The 23,892-nt window shown below is 68.1% G+C and carries 23 protein-coding genes; 12 read left to right on the top strand and 11 right to left on the bottom strand.

Annotation, left to right across the window (positions count from 1 at the left end; genetic code table 11):
• The first annotated feature begins 3 nt into the window (after positions 1–3).
• Together lnt and E7T10_RS00635 are read left to right on the top strand one after the other, a co-directional pair.
• Positions 4–1,641 carry an apolipoprotein N-acyltransferase gene (gene lnt / locus E7T10_RS00630; RefSeq protein ID WP_137720300.1) on the top strand — a complete coding sequence of 546 codons (1,638 nt, stop codon included), beginning with the start codon at positions 4–6 and terminating at the stop codon, positions 1,639–1,641.
• Between the two features lie 16 nt (positions 1,642–1,657).
• Positions 1,658–2,065 carry a helix-turn-helix transcriptional regulator gene (locus tag E7T10_RS00635; RefSeq protein WP_066625335.1) on the top strand — a complete coding sequence of 136 codons (408 nt, stop codon included), beginning with the start codon at positions 1,658–1,660 and terminating at the stop codon, positions 2,063–2,065.
• A 3-nt stretch (positions 2,066–2,068) separates the two neighbouring features.
• Here the strand turns inward: E7T10_RS00635 and greA are convergent, their stop codons facing one another.
• On the bottom strand, positions 2,069–2,548 hold the full coding sequence (gene greA, locus E7T10_RS00640; RefSeq protein WP_168189859.1) for a transcription elongation factor GreA: 480 nt from the start codon (positions 2,546–2,548) through the stop codon (positions 2,069–2,071).
• Between the two features lie 64 nt (positions 2,549–2,612).
• Here greA and E7T10_RS00645 point away from each other — a divergent pair, with 64 nt between their 5' ends.
• Positions 2,613–3,842: a TIGR03862 family flavoprotein gene (locus E7T10_RS00645; RefSeq protein ID WP_137720302.1), complete on the top strand. Its 1,230-nt coding sequence runs from the start codon at positions 2,613–2,615 to the stop codon at positions 3,840–3,842.
• 37 nt (positions 3,843–3,879) lie between these two features.
• Positions 3,880–5,526, top strand: a complete 1,647-nt coding sequence (locus E7T10_RS00650) for a M28 family metallopeptidase (RefSeq protein ID WP_137720303.1) — start codon at positions 3,880–3,882, stop codon at positions 5,524–5,526.
• Here the strand turns inward: E7T10_RS00650 and E7T10_RS00655 are convergent.
• Positions 5,523–7,844 carry a PAS domain-containing sensor histidine kinase gene (locus E7T10_RS00655; RefSeq protein ID WP_137720304.1) on the bottom strand — a complete coding sequence of 774 codons (2,322 nt, stop codon included), beginning with the start codon at positions 7,842–7,844 and terminating at the stop codon, positions 5,523–5,525. The two genes, E7T10_RS00650 and E7T10_RS00655, sit on opposite strands and share 4 nt — an antisense overlap.
• Before the next feature lie 130 nt (positions 7,845–7,974).
• Here E7T10_RS00655 and E7T10_RS00660 point away from each other — a divergent pair, with 130 nt between their 5' ends.
• Positions 7,975–8,373, top strand: a complete 399-nt coding sequence (locus E7T10_RS00660; RefSeq protein ID WP_137720305.1) for a metallopeptidase family protein — start codon at positions 7,975–7,977, stop codon at positions 8,371–8,373.
• 4 nt (positions 8,374–8,377) lie between these two features.
• On the opposite strand, the gene E7T10_RS00665 is transcribed toward E7T10_RS00660, so the two are convergent.
• Positions 8,378–9,073 (bottom strand): MarC family protein, encoded by a 696-nt coding sequence (locus tag E7T10_RS00665; protein WP_017505485.1) that lies wholly within the window; start codon positions 9,071–9,073, stop codon positions 8,378–8,380.
• An 83-nt stretch (positions 9,074–9,156) separates the two neighbouring features.
• On the opposite strand from E7T10_RS00665, the gene pyrF reads away from it, so the two are divergent.
• Entirely contained in the window at positions 9,157–9,885 is a 729-nt protein-coding gene (gene pyrF / locus E7T10_RS00670) for an orotidine-5'-phosphate decarboxylase (protein ID WP_137720306.1), read from the top strand.
• A 48-nt stretch (positions 9,886–9,933) separates the two neighbouring features.
• On the opposite strand, the gene E7T10_RS00675 is transcribed toward pyrF, so the two are convergent.
• Entirely contained in the window at positions 9,934–11,094 is a 1,161-nt protein-coding gene (locus E7T10_RS00675) for a hypothetical protein (RefSeq protein WP_137720307.1), read from the bottom strand.
• 97 nt (positions 11,095–11,191) lie between these two features.
• Positions 11,192–11,449, bottom strand: a complete 258-nt coding sequence (locus E7T10_RS00680; protein ID WP_137720308.1) for a DUF1674 domain-containing protein — start codon at positions 11,447–11,449, stop codon at positions 11,192–11,194.
• Positions 11,450–11,535: 86 nt separating this feature from the next.
• Here E7T10_RS00680 and htpX point away from each other — a divergent pair, with 86 nt between their 5' ends.
• On the top strand, positions 11,536–12,501 hold the full coding sequence (htpX, locus tag E7T10_RS00685; RefSeq protein ID WP_137720309.1) for a zinc metalloprotease HtpX: 966 nt from the start codon (positions 11,536–11,538) through the stop codon (positions 12,499–12,501).
• A 96-nt stretch (positions 12,502–12,597) separates the two neighbouring features.
• On the top strand, positions 12,598–14,205 hold the full coding sequence (locus tag E7T10_RS00690) for a M20/M25/M40 family metallo-hydrolase (RefSeq protein ID WP_137720310.1): 1,608 nt from the start codon (positions 12,598–12,600) through the stop codon (positions 14,203–14,205).
• Positions 14,206–14,249: 44 nt separating this feature from the next.
• Here the strand turns inward: E7T10_RS00690 and E7T10_RS00695 are convergent, their stop codons facing one another.
• Entirely contained in the window at positions 14,250–15,425 is a 1,176-nt protein-coding gene (locus E7T10_RS00695) for an acetyl-CoA C-acetyltransferase (RefSeq protein ID WP_137720311.1), read from the bottom strand.
• Positions 15,426–15,585: 160 nt separating this feature from the next.
• Here E7T10_RS00695 and E7T10_RS00700 point away from each other — a divergent pair, with 160 nt between their 5' ends.
• The 3 genes from E7T10_RS00700 to E7T10_RS00710 all read left to right on the top strand — a co-directional run bounded on the left by E7T10_RS00700 (position 15,586) and on the right by E7T10_RS00710 (position 17,369).
• Positions 15,586–16,299, top strand: coding sequence for a hemolysin III family protein (locus E7T10_RS00700; protein ID WP_137720312.1), 714 nt, complete (start codon positions 15,586–15,588; stop codon positions 16,297–16,299).
• A 90-nt stretch (positions 16,300–16,389) separates the two neighbouring features.
• Positions 16,390–17,019: a polyhydroxyalkanoate synthesis repressor PhaR gene (gene phaR, locus E7T10_RS00705; RefSeq protein ID WP_137720313.1), complete on the top strand. Its 630-nt coding sequence runs from the start codon at positions 16,390–16,392 to the stop codon at positions 17,017–17,019.
• Complete coding sequence (locus E7T10_RS00710) at positions 17,016–17,369, top strand: hypothetical protein (protein ID WP_137720314.1); 354 nt, start codon at positions 17,016–17,018, stop codon at positions 17,367–17,369. Before phaR ends, E7T10_RS00710 begins: the two co-directional genes overlap by 4 nt.
• A 281-nt stretch (positions 17,370–17,650) precedes the next feature.
• Here the strand turns inward: E7T10_RS00710 and E7T10_RS00715 are convergent, their stop codons facing one another.
• The 3 genes from E7T10_RS00715 to E7T10_RS00725 all read right to left on the bottom strand — a co-directional run bounded on the left by E7T10_RS00715 (position 17,651) and on the right by E7T10_RS00725 (position 20,768).
• Positions 17,651–18,076 (bottom strand): hypothetical protein, encoded by a 426-nt coding sequence (locus tag E7T10_RS00715; protein WP_066553946.1) that lies wholly within the window; start codon positions 18,074–18,076, stop codon positions 17,651–17,653.
• An 83-nt stretch (positions 18,077–18,159) separates the two neighbouring features.
• Positions 18,160–19,074, bottom strand: coding sequence for a hydroxymethylglutaryl-CoA lyase (locus tag E7T10_RS00720; RefSeq protein ID WP_137720315.1), 915 nt, complete (start codon positions 19,072–19,074; stop codon positions 18,160–18,162).
• A complete protein-coding gene (locus tag E7T10_RS00725; RefSeq protein WP_137720316.1) occupies positions 19,074–20,768 on the bottom strand; it encodes a glycosyltransferase family 39 protein in 1,695 nt (564 codons plus the stop codon). Before E7T10_RS00725 ends, E7T10_RS00720 begins: the two co-directional genes overlap by 1 nt.
• Positions 20,769–20,844: 76 nt before the next feature.
• On the opposite strand from E7T10_RS00725, the gene E7T10_RS00730 reads away from it, so the two are divergent.
• Positions 20,845–21,573: a glycosyltransferase family 2 protein gene (locus E7T10_RS00730; RefSeq protein WP_137720317.1), complete on the top strand. Its 729-nt coding sequence runs from the start codon at positions 20,845–20,847 to the stop codon at positions 21,571–21,573.
• A gap of 149 nt (positions 21,574–21,722) precedes the next feature.
• On the opposite strand, the gene groL is transcribed toward E7T10_RS00730, so the two are convergent.
• A complete protein-coding gene (gene groL, locus E7T10_RS00735) occupies positions 21,723–23,369 on the bottom strand; it encodes a chaperonin GroEL (protein WP_017505471.1) in 1,647 nt (548 codons plus the stop codon).
• A gap of 53 nt (positions 23,370–23,422) precedes the next feature.
• The gene (gene groES / locus E7T10_RS00740) at positions 23,423–23,710 is read right to left on the bottom strand and encodes a co-chaperone GroES (protein ID WP_017505470.1); all 288 of its coding nucleotides are present in this window, start codon (positions 23,708–23,710) and stop codon (positions 23,423–23,425) included.
• Positions 23,711–23,892 lie beyond the last annotated feature (182 nt).

The raw sequence follows: 23,892 nt of genomic DNA on the forward strand, positions 1-23,892 counted from the left end.
CCGATGTTCCCCGACGCCCTGCTGGACCGTTTCGCGGCCCCGATCCGCGCCCTGCCTGACAGGAAACGCGCCCTGACATGGCGGCTGATACGCATCGTTCTGGCGCTGCTGGCCGGCGCCGGGACGGCCTTCGCCCATCCGCCGTTCGGCGTGCTGATCGGGCTTTTGGGCTATCCGCTGCTGATGATCCTGTCGGAGCGGTCCGACACGATGCGCGGCGCTTTCTGGATGGGCTGGCTGGCGGGGTTCGCCTATTTCTTCGTCGGCTGCTGGTGGGTGGCCGAGGCGTTTTTCGTCAATCCCGAACAGGCGTGGATGGCGCCGTTCGCGGCCAGCCTGCTCCCGGCGGGCCTGGGTCTGTTCTGGGGGACGGCCTGCGCCCTCTATCGTCGGTTCGCGCCGCTGGGCGCCGTGCGGGTGCTGTTGTTCGCCGCCCTGTTCTGCGCGGCCGAATGGTTGCGCGGTCATGTGCTGACGGGCTTTCCGTGGAATCCGGCCGGCGCGACCTGGCGCGCGGGCGGCGGCATGTCCCAGTTCGCCTCGGTCGTCGGCGTCTATGGGCTGAGCCTGGTCACGGTCGCGGCCACGGCGGCTTTCGCGCCTTTGATCGGGCCGGGCGACAAGCGCAGCCGCCTGATCTCTGCAGGCCTAGGCGCCTTGGCGCTGATCGCCGTCGGCGGCTTCGGCGCCGTCAGGCTGGCGCAATCGGACCTTCAGTTGACCGACACGGTCGTCCGCCTGGTTCAGGCCGATGTGAAGCAGGAGACCAAATGGTCGCCCGAGGCCTATCGCTCCATCGTCGATCGCTATGTCGCCCTGACGGGTCAGGCGGCGGCGCGGACGCCCAACGTCGTGGTCTGGCCCGAAGGCGCCCTGCCCGCCTCGGCCAACGACGTCTTCGCCTCCGCCGACGCCCAGGCCATCGCGGGCGCCCTGCGTCCCGGCCAGACCTTGCTGATGGGCCTGGCGCGGGGCGAGCCGGACCTGACCGCGCCCGAGGGCGCGCGCTATTACAACAGCCTGTTCGCCCTGGCTGACGAAGGCGGAGCGGGTCTTCGGGTCGCCGCCGTCTATGACAAGCACCGGCTGGTGCCGTTCGGCGAATATCTGCCCTTGGGGTCGATCATGACCTCCATCGGCCTGCGCAGCCTGGTGCATATGCCCAGCGACTTTTCCGCCGGACCGACGCCGGCCCCGATTTCGTTTCCGGGCGCTCCCCCGGCACAGGTTCTGATCTGCTATGAGAGCCTGTATCCCGGCTTCACGCCCGGCGCGGCTGGACGGCCCGAGTGGATCGTCAACGCGTCGAACGACGCCTGGTTCGGCGCGACCTCGGGCCCGCGCCAGCATCTGAACCTGGCCAGCTATCGCGCGATCGAGACCGGCCTGCCCATCGCGCGGGCCACGCCGACCGGCATTTCGGCCATGATCGATCCGTGGGGCCGGATCGTGGAGGGTCAGCGACTGGAGCCCGGCGTCATGGGCGTGATCGACGCCCCCCTGCCCCGTCCAACGGGCGTGACGCCCTATGGTCGATTTGGCGATTTCCTGTTCTTTTTCTCAATGCTAACAGCGTTCATCCTGTCCTTGTGGCCGTCGATCCGGCGATCTAGGGTCCAGGGAAGTCGAGTAGCGATCTAGGTGAAGGGTGACGGCGATGGCGCGTGAAAAGGACGAGGATCCGCACCCCGTCGATCGCCATGTCGGCCGTCGCGTTCAGGAAAAGCGTCTCGACCTTGGCCTGACCCAGACCGCCTTGGCCAAGGCCGTCGGCGTCAGCTTCCAGCAGGTGCAGAAGTACGAAAAGGGCACGAACCGCGTCTCGGCGTCGAAACTGTTCGAAATGGCCGAGTTCATGAAGGTCGGCATCCCCTTCTTCTTCGACGGCTACAGCAGCGCGACGGTCGGCGTCGCCGAAGAGGCGCCCGCCTTCGACCACGAGCATCGCCCCACCAAGACCAGCGTCGAGATCACCCGGCTGGCGCCACGCCTGCCCGCGCGCAAGCAGAAGCTGATCCTGGACATGATGCGGGATATGCTCGGCGACGACGACGCCCAGAACTGAGGGCTAGCCGACCGCGACGATCTCGGCCGACTGACCGGCCACCGTCACCTCGTCGCCGACCCTTTTGCCCATAACGGCGCGGGCGAGGGGCGAGACATGGCTGACCGAGCCGGCGGCCGGATCGGCCTCGTCCTCGCCGACGATGCGCCAGGTCTGGGCGCGCCCGTCCTCGCGCTCGATGGAGACCGAACCCCCGAACCGCACGGCCCCATCGTCCTCGGTCGGTTCGACCAACTGCGCTGAGGCGCGCCGGGCGGACCAGTAGCGCAGGTCCCGCGTCGCGCGGGCCATGGCGGTGCGGTCGCTCTCGATCGAACCTTGCACCTGGGCGGCGGTATAGGCGGCGCGGGCCGAGGCCAGTTCGGCCTCGATCGCGGCCAGCCCCTCGGGCGTGACCAGATTGGGATGGGGCGAGATCGGGCGGTCCGCCAGGTCGGCGGCGGTGGCTTCCAGATCTTCTTCGCGGGTGAAGGCAACGCTCATGACACGGAACATAGCGATGACGACGCCTATAGCCAGCGCGGCCGCAAGCGCGCAAAGCCACGCCATGCAACAGTCGCCCCGTCTTACGACCTCTCGCACCGTTCATGTGATCGGCGCCGGCCCAGCAGGGCTGATGGCGGCCGAACGGCTGGCGCAGGCAGGGGCGACGGTCGTGGTGCACGACCGGATGCCGTCCGTGGCGCGCAAGCTGCTGATGGCCGGGCGCGGCGGTCTGAACCTGACCCATTCGGAACCGCTCGATCGGTTCCTGACCCGCTATGGCCCCGCCCAGCCGACGGCCGCCGCCTGGATCGACCAGTTCACGCCTGCCGACCTGACCGCCTGGGTCGAGGCGCTGGGGCAAGAGACCTTCGTCGGCTCCAGCGGGCGGGTGTTTCCCAAGACCATGAAGGCTTCGCCGCTGGTGCGGGCCTGGCTAGCGCGGCTGGAGGCGCAGGGCGTCGAGATTCGCACGCGCTCGCGCTGGACCGGTTGGCGCGACGGCGCGCTGACATTCGAGACGCCGGACGGGGAGCGCCTGGAACGACCCGACGCCGTGGTCCTGGCTCTGGGCGGCGCCAGCTGGCCGCGTCTGGGCTCGGACGGCGCCTGGACGCCGTGGCTCAAAGCGCAGGGCGCCGCCGTGTCGCCGTTCCGGCCAGCCAATGTCGGCTTCGACGTCGCCTGGTCGGCGTTGTTCCGTGATCGATTCGCGGGCCAGCCGCTGAAAGGCGTCGCTATCGCCCATGGCGAGCGGACCGCGCGGGGCGAGGCGATGATCGCCCGCTACGGCATCGAGGGCGGGGTCATCTATGCGCTGTCCGCGGCGCTGAGGACGGCGGTCGAGACCGAAGGGCGCGCCGAGATCCAGATCGATCTGAAGCCCGATGTAGCGATCGGAAAACTGACCGACCGTCTGTCCAAGCCGCGCGGCAAAGCCAGCCTGTCAAACCATCTGCGCAAGGTGGTCGGCCTGGAATTGGCCGCCGTCGCCCTGCTTTATGAGGCCGGCCCCCTGCCCGCCTCGCCTCGGGCCTTGGCCGAACGGATCAAAGCCATGCCGCTGACCCTGACCGGCGTTCAGGGACTGGAGCGGGCGATCTCCTCGGCGGGCGGCGTCAAACTGGACGGCGTGGACGAACGGCTGATGCTGGTCGCGCGTCCGGGCGTTTTCGTCGCCGGTGAGATGCTGGATTGGGAGGCGCCGACCGGCGGCTATCTGCTTCAGGCCAGCTTCGCCTCCGCCGTCGTCGCGGCCGACGGCGTCATCGACTGGCTCGACAGCCGGGACTGAGAAAGGCAGGGTCGCGCGGTTCGATCAGGAGTATCCGATGCGCCACGCCCTCCCCGCTGTTTCCATCCTGGCCCTGATGATGGCCTGCTCGCCGGCACTGGCGCAGGAGACGATGCCGAACATCGACGCCGCGCGGATGAATGAGTCGGTTCGGATTCTGGCGTCGGACGAGTTCGAAGGCCGCGCCCCCGCCTCGGCCGGCGAGGAAAAAACCGTTACCTGGCTGGTCGAACAGTTCAAGGCCGCGGGGGCCGAGGGCGGTGGGCCGGACGGCGCCTTCGTTCAGGTCGCCCATCTGTCGCGCACGCGCCAGGACGGTCCGGCGACCGTCGCCGCGACCGTCGGCGGCAAGACCATCAGCCTGGAGCGCGGTCCCGAAGTTCTGGTGTCCAGCGACCGGCCGACCAACCACATCACGGTGACCGACGCGCCCGTGGTCTTCGTCGGCTATGGTGCCACGGCGCCCGAGCGCCAGTGGGACGATTTCAAGGACGTAGACGTGCGCGGCAAGGTCATCGTCGTCCTGGTCAACGATCCCGACTTCCAGGCGCCCGACGGCGATCCGGTCGCGGGCAAGTTCGACGGGAACGCCATGACCTTCTATGGCCGCTGGACCTACAAGTTCCAGGAGGCGGGTCGTCGCGGCGCGGCGGGCGTACTGGTGGTGCATGAGACGGCGGGTGCGGGCTATCCCTGGTCGACGCTGCAGAACTCATCGGCCGCGCCAAAGTTCGACATCGTGCGCGCCAACCCCGACGCCGAGCGCGCGGCGTTCCAGGGCTGGATCCAGCGCGCCAAGGTGGAAGAGCTGTTCACCGCCGCCGGCCTGGATTTTGCCGCCCTGAAGGACAGCGCGCGCAGCGTCGATTTCAAGCCCATCGTCCTGCCCGGCCTGACGATGAGCGTCGATTTCGGCCAGATCGCCGACAAGGTGGAGACCAAGAACGTCATCGCCCGCATTCCCGGCTCCGAACGCCCGGACGAGACCGTCATGTACGGCGCCCACTGGGACGGCTACGGCGTCGGCACGCCGAACGCCCAAGGCGACAAGATCTATAATGCGGCGGTGGACAATGCGACCGGCGTCGCCGCCCTGCTGGAACTCGCCCACGCCTTCGCGGAGGGGCCGCGCCCCAAACGATCGGTCGTCTTCGCCGCCTGGTCGGGCGAGGAGGCGGGCCTCCTGGGCTCAACCTATTACGCCGCCAACCCGGTCTGGCCGCTGGAGATCACGGTCGCCAACATCAACGTCGACAGCCTTTTGCCAGGAGCCGAGATCGACCCGAACGTCGTCGTCATCGGCAAGGGCAAGAACCAGCTGGACGACATTCTGGCCCGCCATGCGACCGAGACGGGCCGCACCCTGATCGCCGATCCGGCGCCCCAGGCCGGGGCCTTCTATCGCTCGGACCACTTCCCCCTGGCGTTGAAGGGCGTGCCGGCCCTGTTCCCGGCGGCGGGCTTCACCGGCGCCAGCGCGGTCAGCCGCGACTACGTCCAGAACCGCTATCATCAGCCCACGGACGAATGGAATTCGACCTGGACGATGGACGCCGCCGCCGCCGATGTGGCCCTGATCTACGCCGTCGGTCGCGAGCTGGCGGACGGGGACCAATGGCCGGAATGGAACGCCGGCGCCGAGTTCGGCCCGGCGCGGGACGCCTCGAAGGCTTCGCGACGCTAAATCTCTAGCTGAAGCTCGGGCGCGGCGGCGGTGGTCGCGGCGCCCGGCGGCAGATGCAGGATGAAGGCGGCGCCCTTGCCCGGCTCGCTTTCGACCTCGGCCCAGCCGCCGTGCAGTTCGACCAGGGCCTTGACCAGGGCCAGACCCACGCCGGGGCCGCCCCTCTCACGCCGCACGAAGCGATCGAAGACATGGGCCTGCAGGTGATAGGGAATGCCGCGCCCGGTGTCGGACACCGTCAGGCGGATTTCGGACGGGCCGGTCTCGGCCTTCAGCTCCACCGCCCCGCCTTCGGACACGGCGCGCGCCGCATTCTCCAGCAGATGATCCAGCGCCTGGCCGATGCGGTGCTCGTCGGCGCGGATGGGTTTGAGATCGGCGGGACAGGACACGGTCAGGGTGGCGCCGCGCCCCTCGACCCGCGCCCGGACCTTTTCGGCGGCCTGGCTCAGCAGGTCGCAGACCCTGAGGTCGCCCAGCGACAGCTCCATCTCGCCGGCGTCGATCTGGGCCATGTCCAGCACGTCGTCGATGGAGCGGGCCAGTTGGCTGGCGGCGATGCGAATGGCGCCCGCGTGCTGGCGGCTGCGCTCGGGCAGCTCGCCCATCGTCTCCAGCAGTTCGGAATAGCCGACGATGGTCGTCAGCGGCGTGCGCAACTCATAGGAGACGCTGCCCACGAACTCGCGCTTCAGCGCCTGGCTTTCGGCCAGGGCCTGTTCGCGCTGCACCAGCGCCTGCTCCAGCCCGCGACGCGCGGTCACGTCCGAGAAGGCGACCAGGGTCGCGCCGTCCGGCAGGGGACGGGTCTGCCAGGCGGCGACGCGACCGTCCACGGTCCGGCCCTCGCCGGAGATGGCGACGCGGCTCTCGGGATCAGGATCGGCGACGCGCGCCTTCAGTCCCAGCCACAGGGCGGGATCGGGCAGCACGGCCTTGCACAGTTCGGCCAGGGCGTCGAAATCCGAGGCCGTGGCGATCTTGTCCGCCGACAGGTTCCAGAAGGTTTCGAAGGCCTCATTGTGCAGGCGCAGTCGGCCGTCCGAGCCGAACACCGCGACCGCGTCGTTCAGCTTGTCCAGCGTCGCGCGCTGGACCTGGATCTGGGCGTTGAAGCGGCTGCGCAGCTTCAGCTCGTCGGTGATGTCCGAGAAGATCAGCAGAATGCCGCCCAGCGGGTGCGGCTGGCGCACGACGCGCAGGGTGCGCCCGTCCGGCAGGGACCAACTGTCGTCCGGCGAGGCCTCCGACGCGCCGTAGAACTCCAACTCACGCGCCTTCCAGCCGGCGTAGTCGACGACCTCGGGCAGGCTGCGACGCTGGCGCAGACGGTCCAGCAGTTCGGCATGGGTCGGACGTTCGTCCAGCCAGGCCGCGTCGATGTCGAACAAGGCCTGGAAGGCGGTGTTGTGGAAGGCCAGCCGCTTTTGCGGGCCGAAGATGGCGACGGCGTCGGCCAGGTGGTTCAGCGTCTCGTCATGGGCGTCGACGTGGCGGCGCAGGGTGTCGCGCGTCTCTTCCGCCTCGGTCACCTCGATGGCGAAGGCGGTGACGGCGCCGCCGCCCGCCGGTTCGGCGATGATGCGCCAGGCGCGCCGCGCGCCCCCGCCGGTCGTCCAGCGGAAGCCCTCCTGGCGCACGCCCAGACGCGCGGCCTCGGCGACCAGGGCGTCGGCGCCGCGGTCGAAGGACACGCCCTTTTCGACGGCGTCGTCGATGCTCTCGGCATTGGTCTCGTTCAGCCAGGCGCGGTTGGCCCAGGCCAGCTTGCCGGTCCCGTCCACGACCCAGGTCGGGGTGGGCGAGGCGTCGCCCAGCAGGGCCAGGCCGCTTTCCGTCGCATCCGCCCCGGTCAGGGTGAAGCGCGACGCGGGCGACAGCCGCAGCCAGGCCGAACCGCCCGCGACCCGTCCCTCGATCCGCCAGGGCTCTACATCGTCCAGCGCGACCAGACCTTCGAACGCCTGACCTTCGTGAACCAGGGCGTCGATCAGCGCGCCGTGGGTGATCCGGAGCTTGTTCAGGACGGCGGCCCCGGCCTCGGTGTCCTCACCCGCCAGCCGCGCGATCAGTTCGGCCGAACCGATCGGCAGACCGGCCGCCTGCCCATCCGGCGTCAGGGCCAGGCTGACGTCGTCGAAGGCGCGCAGCATGGCGTCATGGCGGCTGAGGTCGGCCAGGGCCTCGACCCGCTCGCGCTCGGCGGCGACGGCGGTCTCATGCAACCGCCCACGCAGCAGCAAGGCCCAGGCGCTGACGGCCATGGCCAGTCCGGCTGCGCCCGCTGTGGCGACATAGGCGATGTCGGCCTCGGCCATTCGTGTCCCTGGAGAAGAGTCTCAGCCCCGATTCGCTAACCATACTCCAAGCGCGCGAAAAAGCGGCAGTCTCGTAATCGCGTCATCGCGCCCCGTTGCGGCAGGGCGTCGAGACGGCGATATCGCGAGCATGACCGACCCGATCGCCCCCTCTCTCGACGACTTCGCCCGCCTGGCGCAGGAGGCGTTCGACGCCCTGCCCGGACCGTTCAAAGATGCGGCGGGCGAGGTGGTCATCCGCATCGACGACTTCGCCGACGAGTCGACGCTTGCCGAGATGGAGATCGAGGATCCGTTCGAGCTGACGGGCCTGTATCACGGCGTGGACATCGGCCGGCGCGACAGCCTGGGCCCGGCGGCCGAGCCGTCGCGGGTCTTCCTCTATCGCCGCCCCATCCTGGACGAATGGTGCGAGCGCGGCGACGTTGGGATCGGCGAACTGATCGCCCACGTCCTGATCCACGAGATCGGCCACCACCTGGGCCTGACCGACGACGACATCCACGCCATCGAGGACGACGCGGATTGACGCCTTATTTCGTCGCCGGATAAGGCGTCGTCACCGCGCCGGAGATCATGCCGGGGATGGCCTCGCCCAGGCCCAGCAGGATGAACTGGATCGCCAGGGCGCACAGGATCAGGCCCAGAACCTTGACGATGATCGCCATGCCGACCTCGCCCAGCAGGCGGCTGAGCGAGCCTGTCAGGGCGAAACAGACGAAGGAGACGGCGCAGGCCGCCGCGATCGCCACCAACGATCCCATGGTCCCGGCATAGCCCAGCTTGGCCGCCTCGCCCGCCTGGATGATGACCGCCGAAATGGCGCCAGGACCGATCATCAGCGGAATGGCGAAGGGCACGACCAGACGCTGAAAACGCCTGCGGGCATAGCCGCGCACATCCTTGGAATCCGCCAGCGCATCCTTGTCGGCGAACATGGCCAGAAAGTCGCCGCGCGCCATGTCCAGACCCAGGAACAGCAGCAGTATGCCGCCCGCGATGCGGAACGCCGCCAGCGAAATGCCGAAGAACTGCAACAGGCCCAGGCCCGTGAACAGGAAGAAGGCCAGGAAGACGGCGGCGAAGGCGCAGATCAGGGCCGAGACCGAAATCCGCTGACGCAGGGTCGCCCCCGCCGTCGCGGCGGCGAAGATCGGCAGATTGCCAATCGGGTCCAGCAGGGCGAACAGGGTCACGAACAGGTTGACACCCAAATCGACTGCGTTCATCGCCTGCCCTCGCCCTCAATCCATCACGCCGCCCTGCCGACGCGCCCTCGTGTCCGGCATAGCCGCTCAGCGCGAGTCCGTCGATGACCGATCCCCAAACCGCCTCCGATCGTGCGCCCGACGAGCGGATCATCTGCGCCCTGGACGTGCCGACGACGGCCGAGGCGGCCGCCCTGGCCGAGCGGATCGGCGATGCGATCGGCTTCTACAAGGTCGGACTGCAACTGTTCGCGGTCGATGGCATGGCGCTGGCGCGGGAACTGAAGGCGCAGGGCCGGAAGATCTTTCTGGACTGGAAGCTGCACGACATCGGCGCGACCGTAGAGAAGGCGACGGCCAATCTGGCGGGCGCGGATTGCGACCTGCTGACGGTGCATGCGCGACCCCAGGTCATGGCGGCGGCGGCGCGCGGCGCGGCGGGATCGAAGATGAAGGTTCTCGGGGTCACCGTTCTGACCAGCCTGACAGCCGACGATTTGGCCGCCGACGACCACAGCCTGTCGCCGGCCGATCTGGTCGAGCGGCGCGTGCGTCAGGCGCTGGAGGCCGGAATCGACGGCGTCGTCTCCAGCCCGCATGAGGCGGCGCGTGCCCGGGCTCTGGCGATCGAGGCGGGCCGGCCCGACTTTCTGATCGTCACGCCCGGCGTGCGACCCGTCGGCGCGGCGCTAGACGATCAGGCGCGGGCGGCGACGCCACAGGCGGCGCTTGAAGCCGGCGCGACCCATCTGGTCATCGGTCGACCAATCACGGCGGCGACCGATCCGCGCGCGGCGGCGCAAGCGATCGCACAGCAGATCGCCCTGATCTGAGACAGACCAGGGCGACCGTTCGTCTTCAGTTGTTCCAGCGCGAGGCGATCAGCCGCGCTCGCCCGGCTCCTGGGCATAGCCGTGACGCGGCGGGGCGTGGGGCGCAGGCGCCTCGGGCGGCGGCAGGTCGCCGTAGTAGCCCGACGGCGGCGGGGGCGGAGGAGGCGGCGGCGGGGCCGTGTTCACCTCCGGCGGCGCGACATAGACCTGGGCCGGAGCCACATTGACCGGCGCGGACTGCACATAGACTGGCGACTGATCGACGTAGACCGGGCCGCCGACCTCGACCTGGGCGGGCGCGACATTGACCTGGGCCGGGGCGACCTGGATGTGTTGCGGGCCGATGTTGACGGGCGCCGATTGCACATAGACCGGGGCCTGATCGACATAGACGGGCGGGCCGACATCGACCTGGGCCGGAGCCAAATTCACCTGCGACGGAGCCACCTGAACGCGTTGCGGCCCGATGTTCACCGGCGGCGCCTGCACATAGATGGGCGGCTGTTCGATATAGGTAGGCGGTCCCATCTCGATCTGGGGCGGGGCCAGGCTGACCTGAGAAGGCGCGACATAGATGCGCTGCGGCGCGATCTGGACGGGCGGCGCCTGGACATAGACCGGCGGCTGATCGACGTAGCCTTGCTCGTAACGCTGCTCATAGCGGTGTTCGTAGCGAACCGGCGGGCGAACGGGCGGACGGCAGTTGCAGTCGATCGGACGGCCCGGATACGGACGCCAGCCGATGTAGTCACGGCCGAACCCGTAGACCGGATATCCCACCGGAGCGCTGACCGGAGGACGACCGACCAGGACCGAGGTCGCGCTGACGCCGCCGACATAGCCGCCGCCGTAATAGCCGTCCGAATAGCCGCCGCTTCCGACATAGGTCGTGCCGCCGCCGACATAGCCGCGCTGGAAGCTGGACGAGCTGGAATAGGACCGGGCGCTGCTCGCCGAATAGCTGGAGGCGCTCGCATAGGCGTTGGCGTTGGCATTGGCGTAGGCGCCGCCGTTCACGTTCACATTGACGTTGTGGTTGGCGTTGTAGTTGCCGCCGCCGTAGTGACCGCCGCCGCCGCATCCCCCGCCGCAGCCGCCGCCGGGGTGGCCCCCGCCATAACCCCCGTGACCGGGACCACCGGCCAGAGCGGGCGCTGCGGAGAGCAGCAGAGCCGCCGACGCGGCGGTAAGTATCGACTGTATCGTCACGGGACAGACTCCTCTGAGTTGTCCCGACACTGGCAAGTCCGGCGCCTGTTTCTTAAGGCGTGGTTAACCTTTGCGCCCGTTTCAGCACGCCGGCGGGTCAGAAATCGACCGCCAGCCCCTTCTTCTCCCAGTCGCCGAAACGGGTCGGTTCGGGACCGGTCGGACCGCCGTATTCCGTGTCCGCCTGAACCGTCGATTCCGCCGCGCGACGATCCGCCGCTTCCTGAAGCGCGCGCCGCGCGGCCTCGCTGAGCGGCCGTTCCGGCGTGGCGTGGGGCACGTCGGCATTGAAAACGGGCGCCGCAGCCGGCGTCTCGTCGGCGTCATTCGGCGCGAGGGTGGGATGTTCGGTCACAGGGCGGCTCCCTTGAGGCTTGATGCGCCTTCTCTCAAATAGAGGTTCAAGCCCGGGACGCCAGACGGATCGGGAATGGAACCGCGATGAACCATCTGAAGACCTTCATTCTGTTGGCGGCGATGACGGCCCTGTTCGCAGGGGTCGGCTATCTGATCGGCGGCGCGACCGGCATGGCGATCGCCCTGCTGTTCGCGGGCGGGATGAATCTGTTCAGCTACTGGAACGCCGACAAGATCGTGCTGAAGATGTACCGGGCCCAGCCGGTCGACGAGCAGCACCCCAACGCCGTGGTCAGGAACTATGTCGCCGACGTGCGTCAGATGGCCCGCGACGCCGGCCTGCCCCAGCCGCAGGTCGCCATCATTCCCAATGATCAGCCCAACGCCTTCGCCACCGGCCGAAACCCCGAGAACGCCGCCGTCTGCGCCACCACCGGCCTGCTGGACATGCTGACGCGCGAGGAGGTGCGCGGGGTGATGGCGCACGAGCTGGCCCATGTGAAGAACCGCGACACCCTGATCATGACGGTGACGGCGACTATCGCCGGAGCCATCGCCGCGCTCGCCAACTTCGCCCTGTTCTTCGGCGGCAACGACCGCGAGCGGCCGGGCGGAATCATTGGCACGATCGCCCTGATGCTGCTGGCGCCGATGGCCGCCGGTCTGGTGCAGATGGCCATCAGCCGGGGCCGCGAATATGAGGCCGACCGCGTCGGCGCCGAGATCGCCGGCGATCCCCAGGCCCTGGCTTCGGCCCTGCAGAAGATCGACGCCTACGCCAGGCGGATCACCAATCAGACGGCTGAGCGCAATCCGGCCTCGGGTCAGATGTTCATCATCAATCCGCTGGCGGGTCGCGGTGCGGACAATCTGTTCTCGACCCATCCGGCGACGGGAAACCGCGTCCGGGCCTTGATGGAGCTTGGCGCGAAGATGGGAATGCAGTCCCGCGCCCGAACGCCGGACCTCACCCAGCCGCGACCGGCCGCCAGTTTCACCACCACGGGCGTCCCGACCACCCCGAACGAGCCGCGCGGTCCCTGGGGCTGATCGTCGCGGTCTGGACGCCGTTTGCGGTTTGCACTCCGCGACCGGATCACATCAGATGCGCCCCTGTTCAGCCATCGGGCTTTCTTGGGGAAATCCATGTCGCGTCTGCTCGCCTTCGTCTCCGCCGCCGCTCTTCTCGCCACGCCGGTCGCCGCCCAGTCGGTGGACCGCGTCGCCGTCAACGGCATCATCGACCAGGGGCTGAACCACAGTCAGGTGATGCAGACCGCCGCCTATCTGACCGACCGGATCGGCGGGCGGATGACCAACTCGCCCCAGATGCGCGAGGCCGAACGCTGGGCGCAGCAGCAGTTCCGCGACTACGGTCTGTCCGACGTGCGCGCCGAAGGATTCGAGTTCGGCCGGGGCTGGTCCATCGTCCGCTCCAGCGCGCGCATGACCGCGCCGCGCCCGCTGGATCTGCGCGCCATCCCGGTGGCCTGGACGCCCTCGACCAATGGCGTGATCAGCGGCGGCGTGATCGTGGCCCCGATCTCCAAGGTCGAGGACTTCGACAAATGGCGCGGCAAGCTGTCGGGCAAGATCGTCATGCTGTCCCAGCCGGGCACGGGGTCCGAGCCGACAGAGCCGGCCTTCCGCCGCTGGACCAGCGCCGAGCTGGCCGAGCGCAACACCTATAATCAGCCCCAGCATTCGCCGGCCGCCATCGAACGCTCGCTGAAGACCGTCAACTTCGCCAATCAGTTGGACGCCTTCCTGGCCGAAGAGGGCGCCCTGGCCTGGGTGCGGATTTCCCAGCGTGACGGCGGCCTGCTGCACGGCACGGGCTACACCTACCAGGTCGGCGCCACGCCCAAGCTGGCTGGGATGGAGTTGGCGGCCGAGGATTATCGCCGTCTGGCGCGCTTGGCCCTGACCGACGCGCCGCCGACGCTGGAGCTGATGAGCGAGGTCCGCTTCCATGACGAGGACGTCAACGCCTACAACATCCTGGCCGACATCCCCGGCACGGCGCGCGGAACCGAATACGTCATGGCCGGCGCCCATCTGGACAGCTGGGTCGCCTCGGACGGAGCTGTCGACAACGCCGCCGGCAGCGCGGTGGTCATGGAGGCCGCACGCATCCTGAAGGCGCTCAACGTCAAGCCCAAGCGCACCATCCGTTTCGCCCTGTGGAACGGCGAGGAGCAAGGCATCCTGGGCTCGCTGGCCTATGTCGACCGGCATCTGGCGACGCGTGCGCCGTCGAACGATCCGGCGCTGGCGGGCCTGCCGGACAACCGCACCTGGCGCAGCCGCTGGCCGATCGAGCCGCGCGCCGGCTATCGCGATCTGGTCGCCTATTTCAATCTGGACAACGGCTCGGGCAAGATCCGCGGCATCAACGCCGAGGGCAATGTCGCCGCCGCCCCGATCTTCCAGGAATGGCTGGCGCCGTTCGCCAGCATGGGCGCAACGACCGTCTCGCTGCGCAACTCGGGCGGCACCGACCACGTCTATATGCAGACCGTGGGCGTGCCGGGGTATCAGTTCATTCAGGACCCGCTCGACTATTCCAGCCGCCTGCACCACACCAGCATCGACAGCTACGACCACCTGAAGGCCGAGGACCTGCGTCAGGCGGCCGTCATCCTGGCCAGCTTCCTGCTGAACGCCGCCAACCGCGACGAGCCCCTGCCGCGCATGCCGCTGCCGACCCAGCCCACGCCGAGCGATCCGTTCGAATATCCGGCGGCGGACTAAGAGTTCAGGGGCGAGGAAAACCTCGCCCCTTTCTTCTTATCGGATCACGCGCGCTCGACGCACATCGCCACGCCCATGCCGCCGCCGATGCACAGGGTCGCCAGACCCTTCTTCGCGCCCGACCGCTTCATCTCGAACAGCAGGGTCGTCAGGATGCGCGCGCCCGAGGCGCCGATGGGATGGCCGATGGCGATGGCGCCGCCGTTGACGTTGACCTTGGCCGGGTCGAGACCCAGCTCCTTGACCACGCACAGACTTTGGGCGGCGAAGGCCTCGTTGGACTCGACCAGATCCAGATCGGAAACGTCCCAGCCGGCCTTCTCGAGCGCCTTCTTCGACGCCGGGATCGGGCCGGTCCCCATGATGGACGGATCGACGCCGGCGGTGGCGTAGGAGGCGATGCGGGCCAGCGGTTCCAGCCCGCGCGCCTTGGCCTCGTCGGCGCTCATCAGCACCAGGGCGGCGGCGCCGTCGTTCAGCCCGGACGCATTGGCGGCGGTCACGCTGCCGTCCTTGGTGAAGGCCGGTTTGAGCTTCTGCATCAGCTCCAGCGTCGCGCCGTGGCGGATGTATTCGTCCTTGTCGACCGTAACATCGCCCTTGCGGCCGGGGATGACGACCGGCGCGATCTCCTCATCGAACTTGCCGGCGTTCTGGGCCGCCTCGGCCTTGTGCTGGCTGGCCAGACCGAATTCGTCCTGCGCCTCGCGGCTGATGGACCATTTTTCGGCGATGTTCTCGGCCGTCTGACCCATGTGATAGCCGTTGAAGGCGTCCCACAGGCCGTCCTTGACCATGGTGTCGACCAGGGCGACGTCGCCCATCTTGTGCCCGTTGCGCAGCTGTTGGGCGTGCGGCGCCTGGCTCATGCTCTCCTGACCGCCGGCGACGACGATCTTGGCGTCGCCGAGAGCGATCTGCTGGGCGGCGATGGCGACGGCGCGAAGGCCGGAGCCGCAGATCTGGTTCAGGCTCCAGGCGGCGGCCTCCTTTCGAACGCCCGCGCCGACCGCGGCCTGGCGCGCAGGGCCCTGACCCGCCGCGGCCTGCAGCACATGACCCAGGATCACCTCATCGACCTCGTCGCCGGAAACACCGGCCCGTTCCAGCGCCGCCTTGATGGCGACCTCGCCGAGCTTGGACGCGGGAAGGGACGACAGGGCGCCCAGGAAGGAGCCGACCGGGGTGCGCGCGGCGGAAACGATGACGACGTCGGTCATGGGATTTCACTCTTTGGAGAATAACTCGGCGGGACCGTTTTGCCGCATTGCAGCGCGTTCGTCACCTGCGACGACATCGACAGGGCGCGATTCAGCCAATCGTCACCCTGTCGGCGCATTGTCTCGGAACGATAGAGGCGATCGACGGATTGGAAGGTCCATGCTGCGCACGCTGAAACGTCTTGTCACCCACGTCTGCACGCCGGACGAGCTGGACATGATCGAGCACTATCCGACGCGCGCGGAAAAGCTGGCGGATCTGTGGGTCCACGTCGTCGGCCTGATGCTGGCGGCGGTCGGCGGCATCATTCTGGCGGGTCTGGCCGGGGTCTATGCGGGGATCGGCGGCGTGATGGCGACCGCCATCTACGCTTTGTGCCTCGTCGGCATGCTGACGGCCTCGACCCTCTATAACTGGACCAACCCCTGCGCCGCGCGGCCGGTGCTGCGGCGACTGGACGAGGCGGCGATCTTCCTGATGATCGCCGGCAGCTACACCCCCTTCACGACCCAACGGTTCGAAGGTCTGTGGGCCATCGGCTTCACCACCCTGATCTGGACCCTGGCCTTCCTCGGCGCCGGGGTGAAGCTGTTCGCCCCGCGCATCTCGGACAAATTCTGGAGCGGCGTCTACGTCGTCTTCGGCTGGCTGGCGGTCGCGGCCCTGAAGCCGATGGTGGAGACGGTGCATCCGATCGCTCTGGCTCTGCTGGTCATCGGCGGCCTGATCTATACCGCCGGGGTCTTCGTCTTCATCAGCCCGCGCGTGAAGTTCCGCCGCGCCATCTGGCACGGCTTCGTCGTCACCGGCGCGACAGTCCACTGGACGGCGGTGCTGGTCGGCGTCGTGCTGGCCCCGGCGATGAGCCACTGATCGACCGTCCGTTCCCGGCGATTTCGCCCCCTCTGGCGCATCGCGTCGCAACGGAGGATAGTGACGCGTTGCAACATCGCGAGAACAAGCGTGGCTGACGAGAAGAACAAGGGCGGAAAGACCGGCGACAGCGCTCAGGTCGTCATCAAGAAGTATGCGAACCGCAGGCTCTACAACACGCGGACCAGCGCCTATGTGACGCTGGAAGACCTGGCGACCATGGTGCGCGAGGGGACCGAGTTCGTCGTCTATGACGCCAAGACCAACGACGACCTGACCCGCCAGATCCTGACCCAGATCATTTTCGAGGAAGAGAGCCGGGGAGAGGCCTTGCTGCCGGTTCAGTTCCTGCGCCAGCTGATCGGCTTCTACGGCGGTCAGATGCAGGGCGTCCTGCCCTCCTATCTGGAGATGTCGTTGGCCAACTTCGGTCGCCAGCAGGAGCAGTTCGCCAGTCAGATGGGCCGCGCCTTCGGAACCGGCGCCGGCGCGACCCTGATGGAGGACGCCGCGCGCGCCAATATGGCGATGTTCGAGCGCGCCATGCAGATGTTCCCGGCCTTCACCTATCCGCGCGCCGAGCCGACCCCGGCCGCGTCGGACGACAAGGCTGAACCCGCGCCGCCGCCCGAGGCGCCCGACGCCCTGAACGAGATGCGTCGCCAGATGGACGAGATGCGCCGTCAGATCGAAAAGCTGGCGGGCGGCAAGGGCAAATGACCGATCGGATCCAGGCCGTCGGCGGACCGGACCGGGTGGATCGCCGCGAAGGCGAACGCCGCGAGCGCGAGCGGCGCGCCCGATCCGCCTCGCGCGCCCTGGTCCCCGTCGATGCGCCTGAGATCGCCGAACCCCAACCGGCCCCGGCAAGGGCTGCCGCCCTGCCGACGCCCGAGCCCGGCGCCGCCGCCTTCGTGGCCCAGCAGATGGGCCAGAGCGGCCAGAAACGGGGCCTGCGCGGCGGCCCGCCGGTGCTGGACGCGGCCCGCTCCGCCTACCTTGGAGCCGAATATTCGGGCGCGGCCGAGCGTCGTCCGAAAACAGGCAAGACCGCCAAGACCGAAATCTGAGCTGACGCTGCTCCGGCGGCACGGGGTTTGCTGGGGGCGAGGCAGAACGCTGTCAGCCGGACCCGCCCATGCCCGCCGTCTTCACCCTTGTCGCCAAAGCCTTCGACATCGCCGTCGTCGCCCTGATCTTCACGGCATTTTCGTAAGCGCTACCGCGCTTCGCGCTGCTTGAGCGCATGTTTCTTAGGGCCTATCGCGCTTTGCGCGACTTGAGCGCATATTTCTTGGGGCCTACCGCGCTTCGCGCTGCTTGAGGCCGTTGTCGGGGAGAGCCGTTGGGCTCACGCTCCGCCGAAATCGAAATCCTTGCGCGACGCGATGATGGTCACGATGAACCCGGCCAGCACGTCCAGCAGGATCATGATCACGATCAGGAAGAAGGTCGAGGTCGCGAACCCCGGCAGCAGCAGGAACTCCACCAGCACGCCGATGAACAGGATCATCGACAGGGCGTGATTGATGATGGCGATCCGCTGGCTGGAGGTGGACTTTACCAGCTCGAAGAACAGCAGGATCAGGCCGAGAAACAGGATCAGGTCGCCCGATCCGATCGTCCATTGCGCTCCCGATGTCATGGTGACGGAAAAGAGCGGATCGCGCAGCAGCACGTCCGCCTGCACCATCCCCGCCCCGCTCGGCGCGCCGAACAGCACCACGATATTGTAGAGCACCACCGGGATCAGCAGCAGCGGAATGGCGAGCAGCATGGACGGTCCTCTTCGCAGCCGGTCCAACGGCTACGCCTGTTCACCCTGATTTAGCGCCGTTTGCGAAACGCCGCCACAAGGGTTCAGCGCTTGGGAAATCCGCCTGCCCGGCTGAGCGCCGACGGCGCCGGCCGGCCGATGGCTTCGCCAATCCAGCGCGCCGTCGCGATCAGGGCGTCCAGATCATAGCCGGTTTCGAACCCGCCCCGCGCCAGCATATAGACCAGATCCTCGGTGGCGATGTTTCCCGTGGCGCCCGGCGCGAACGGACAGCCGCCAATGCCGCCGACAGACGCGTCCAGCACGTCGATCCCCGCCTCGACGCCGGCATAGGCGTTGGCCAAGCCGGTGTTGCGGGTGTCGTGGAAGTGTAGGCGCAGGGTCGCATTCGGCGCGGCCGCCCTGGCCGCCTCGATCTTTTTCGTCACCGCCCAAGGATCGCCCGCGCCGATGGTGTCGGCCAGACCGATCTCGCCGACGCCCTTCTCGGCGATGGCGCCGACCATATCCGCGACCTGGTCGACGGAAACCTCGCCGTCGAACGGACAGCCCCAGACGCAGGAGATCATGGCCGACAGCGACGGCGCGCCCTCGCTGGCCTCGGCGTTGTGGCGGCGGGCGACGATCTCGCCCAGCATGGCCAGTTGATCCTTCACCGCCAGGCCCTGGTTTTTCAGACCGAAGCCGTCGGTGGCGGCGACCGAGACATTGACCTCGTCCACTCCGGTCGCCAGCGCCCGGTCATAGCCCTTGCCGTTCAACACCAGGCCGATGCGGCTGCGCCCCGCCTCATGCGACAGGGCGGCCATGACCTCTTCGGCGCCGGCCATCTGCGGCACATATTTGGGATGGACGAAGGAGACGGCCTCGATCCGTTTCGCCCCCGCCTGCTCGAGCCGTCGCACCAGATCGGCGCGAACCGCGGGCTCAAGCACCGCCTTTTCGTTCTGCAGGCCATCGCGCGGCCCGACTTCGACGATCTGGATGAAGCGGCCCATCACTCGGCTCCCGCCACGACGTTGCCGTTACCGTTCCCGTTTCGGGGCGGCGGCGCATAGACGGTCAGGCTGACCGGATCGCCGGCCGAATAGTTGTAGCCGTTGACCGTCCCGACCGCGCGACCGGACACGCCCAGACGCGCCGCAGCCGCACGGAAGGCGTCGGCGTCGCGTCCTTCGACGATGGCGGGCCGCCCCTCGGCCAGGGCCTCGGCCGCGCCCTGGGCGTCGGTCAGGTCGGTGTCGCGCCCGGTCAGGAAGACGAAGCTGGGTTCATGGAAGCCGGTGATCGCCACCGGCCCCGGCGTGCGGCCCTGACGCGGGTGCAGGTCCGCCGCCTCCAGCGCCTTTTCAAGCTGGGGCGCGATGGCCAGGGGCCGCAGCTGGCGGATGGTGCCCGACAGGGCCGCGTGCGCCACGATCCCGAAGGCCAGCGAGGCGACCAGAGCCGCGACCGGCGCGCGGTTCAGCAGCAGGAAGCCACCCATCGCCCCCGCCGCCAGCGCCATGACCACCGTCAGCGCCGCCCAGGTCTGGGCTGTCGAGGTGCCGTAGACGGTCAGCCCATAGACGGTGATGCCGATGATCAGCAGGGCCGCGAACGCGCCCAGCACCGCGCCGGTGATGCGCGAGACCTTGCCGATGGGCTGGGCCAGGGCGGCGGCCGCCAGCAGGGCCAGCGCTCCAAAGGTCGGCAGGGTGTAGTGCCACAGCTTGGTCGGCGCCAGTTCGAACATCAGCCAGCCCGGGACCAGCCAGCAGACCAGGAACCGGATCGCCGGCTCGGCGCGTCGGCTCCAACCCGTCGACACGGCGGCGGGCAACAGCAGGGTCGAGGGGAAGAACAGCAGGGGCGCCAGCAGCAGATACATGCCGGGGAAACCCGAATGGCTTTCGTGCGCGCCGGCGATCTTGGGCGCCAGGTCCCCGCCGATGGCCTCGCGCCAGAAACCGCCGTCGGTGGCGATCGTGATGGCGATGGCCCACGGTCCGACCATCAGGGCGACCAGCGGCAGACCCCACCCCCAGCCGAGGCGATACAGCCATTTGATATTTCGATCCCAGATCGACAGGGCGATGATCGCCAGGGCCACGACCAGGAACCCGATCGGTCCCTTGATCAGGATCGACAGACCGATCCCGATCCAGAACAGCAGCTTGTGTGGCCGGATTGGACGTTCGCCCGCCTTCGTCGCCATATAGATGCGCGCCAGCGCCGCCATGGCCAGGGTCGTCGCCCCGCACAGCATGGCGTCGGTCTTGGCGATGCTCGCCTCGGTCGACAACAGGAAGGTCGCCCCCATGATGGCCCCGCCGAAGAAGCCGACCCGGCGGCCCAGCATGGCCGAGCCCGCCCAGGCCACGGCCCAGGCCGCCAGCATGGCGCCCAGCAGGGACGGGATGCGATAGGGGGCGATTTCGCGGTCCTCGACATCCGAGGTCAGGCCCACGGCGATCGCCTGCATCCAGTAGATGCCGACCGGCTTCTTCCAGCGCGGCTCGTCCTGATAGCGGATGTCGACATAGTCGCCGCTTTCCAGCATCTGGGACGTGGCCTGGGCGAACCGGCTCTCGTCGCGATCCAGCGGCGGCAGCAGCAGCAGGCCCGGCAGCCCGGCGATCAGCGTCAGCAGGGCCGCGAGAACCGGCCCGCGCCAGCCGGCGATGCGGCCATCCAGATCGAAAGTCTTCATTCCAGACTCCTTACACGGCGACTACGCCGTCGTCAGCCGTCTCCCCTAAGCCGTCGTTATCCTCTATGGAGCGCCGATGACCCCCGAAACGCCCGAAATCTCCGTCGTCGTTCCCGTCCATGACGAGGCGGGCGCCGCCGTGCCGCTGGCGCGCGAGATCGCCGCCGCCTTCGCCGGCCGTTCGTACGAGATGATCTTCGTGGACGATGCGTCCCGAGATGCGACCCTGGCCGAGTTGAAGGCCGCCATGGCCGAACTGCCGGCGCTGCGCGTCCTGGCCCACGGGACCAATGCGGGCCAGAGCCGGGCGGTTCGAACCGGCGTCCTGGCTGCGCGCGCGCCGGTCGTGGTGACGATGGACGGTGACGGTCAGAACCCGCCGGCCGATGCGCCCCGCCTGGTCGATGCGCTTCTGGCCGCCCCCGGCGATGTGGGCCTGGTCGGCGGTCGTCGCGCCAAGCGCCAGGACACAGAGGCCAAACGCCAGGCCTCGATCTGGGCCAACCGCATCCGCCGAAAACTGCTGGGCGACGACGCCGAAGACACCGGCTGCGGGCTGAAGGCCTTCCGCCGCGATGTCTTCCTGCGCCTGCCCTACTTCGATCACATCCACCGCTATCTGCCGGCGCTGATGATCCGCGAGGGGTTCAAGAACCAGTATCTCGACGTGGACCATCGCCACCGCGAGGTCGGCCGCTCGAAATACACCAACTGGGGCCGCCTGCGCGCCTCGGTCTCGGACCTCCTGGGCGTGATGTGGCTGAAGACGCGGTCCCGCAAGCCGGGCGCGATTTCGGAGTTCTGAAACAGCCACACCCGCCCCGCTTCGCAGAGAGGATAGGCAAACAAAAAGGGCGGGACCTTGCGGTCCCGCCCTTCTGCATTTCAGCGTCGGTTAGCTTGGACCCCGGCCTTCGCCGGGGCGTCCGGGCGACCCGAAGGCCGCCCTTCCGCTTAGAAGTCCATGCCGCCCATGCCGCCCATGCCGCCCATGTCGGGAGCCGCAGCGCCGCCCGACTTCTTGGGGGCGTCGGCGACGGCGGCTTCCGTCGTGATCAGGATGCCGGCCACCGAAGCGGCGTCTTGCAGAGCCGTGCGGACGACCTTGGCGGGGTCGATGACGCCCATCTGCACCAGATCGCCGTACTCTTCGGTCTGGGCGTTGAAGCCGAACGAGGACTGGTCGTTTTCCAGCACCTTGCCGACGACGATCGAGCCTTCGACGCCTGCGTTTTCCGAGATCTGACGGATCGGAGCCTGCAGGGCGCGACGGATGATGGCGATGCCGGCGTTCTGGTCGGCATTGTCGCCCTTGACGTCGGCCAAGATCTTGGAGGCCTTCAGCAGGGCGATGCCGCCGCCCGGAACGATGCCTTCGTCAGCTGCGGCGCGCGTGGCGTTCAGGGCGTCGTCGACGCGGTCCTTCTTTTCCTTCACTTCGACTTCGGTCGAACCGCCGACGCGCAGGACTGCAACGCCGCCGGCCAGCTTGGCCAGACGTTCCTGCAGCTTTTCCTTGTCGTAGTCCGAGGTCGTGTCTTCGATCTGGCGCTTGATCTGGGCCACGCGGGCTTCGATCTCGTCCTTGCCGCCGACGCCTTCGACGATGGTGGTGTCGTCCTTGGTGATCGAGACCTTCTTGGCCTTGCCGAGCATGTCGAGCGTGACGCTCTCAAGCTTGATGCCCAGGTCTTCCGAGATGACCTGGCCGCCCGTCAGGATGGCGATGTCTTCCAGCATGGCCTTACGGCGGTCGCCGAAGCCCGGAGCCTTGACGGCGGCGACGCGCAGGCCGCCGCGCAGCTTGTTGACGACCAGGGTCGCCAGGGCTTCGCCTTCGATGTCCTCGGCGATAATCAGCAGCGGACGGCCCGACTGCACCACGGCTTCCAGGATCGGCAGCATGGCTTGCAGCGAGGTCAGCTTCTTCTCGAACAGCAGGATGAGCGGCTCTTCGAGTTGGGCCTCCATCTTGTCGGCGTTGGTGATGAAGTAGGGCGACAGGTAGCCGCGGTCGAACTGCATGCCTTCGACGACGTCGACGGTGGTGTCGGCGGTCTTGGCTTCCTCGACGGTGATAACGCCCTCGTTGCCGACCTTGGCCATCGCCTGGGCGATCAGCTCACCGATTTCCGAGTCGCCGTTGGCCGAGATGGTGCCGACCTGGGCGATTTCGGAGTTGTTGGAGACCGGCTTGGAGTTGGTCTTGATCTCTTCCAGCACCAGGCCGACGGCCTTGTCGATGCCGCGCTTCAGATCCATCGGGTTCATGCCGGCGGCGACGGCCTTGAGGCCCTCTTGCACGATGGCCTGAGCCAGAACGGTTGCGGTGGTGGTGCCGTCGCCCGCCTTGTCGTTCGTCTTCGAAGCGACTTCGCGGATCATCTGGGCGCCCATGTTCTCGAAGGCGTCTTCCAGCTCGATCTCTTTGGCGACCGAGACGCCGTCCTTGGTCGAGCGCGGGGCGCCGAAGGACTTCTGGATCACGACGTTGCGGCCCTTGGGACCCAAGGTCACCTTGACGGCGTTGGCGAGGACGTTGACGCCGCGCAGCATCTTGTCGCGCGCGTCGGTGTTAAACTGTACGATTTTAGCAGCCATGCGGGCAGCTCCTATCTATATGGATTGATTGAAGAACGTCGGACGTCGGGTGCTTAGGACAGCACGCCCAGGACGTCGGATTCCTTCATGATGATCAGGTCTTCTCCGTCGATCTTCACTTCCGTGCCCGACCACTTGCCGAACAGGATGCGGTCGCCGGCTTTCAGCTCCAGAGCATTGACCTTGCCTTGGTCGTCACGGGCGCCAGGGCCGACGGAGACGACTTCGCCTTCCTGCGGCTTTTCCTTGGCGGTGTCGGGGATGATGATGCCACCCTTGGTCTTGGATTCTTCTTCAACGCGCTTGACCAGCACGCGGTCGCCGAGCGGACGGAACGCCATCGGACTTCTCCCTCTAGAACCCCCGGATCGGGGCGTTTTTGAAACGGTGTGCGGCGCTCTCGCGATCGCCGTTTTGGCAGCCGACCAGCGAGAGTGCTAACGCGGGCGGGAGTTAGGCAGAGGCGCTGGCATCGTCAAGCGGCGCGGCTCGATCTCCGCGCGAATTCTCTGTGACAAATGAA

The organism is Brevundimonas sp. SGAir0440, from assembly GCF_005484585.1.
Taxonomy (GTDB): domain Bacteria; phylum Pseudomonadota; class Alphaproteobacteria; order Caulobacterales; family Caulobacteraceae; genus Brevundimonas.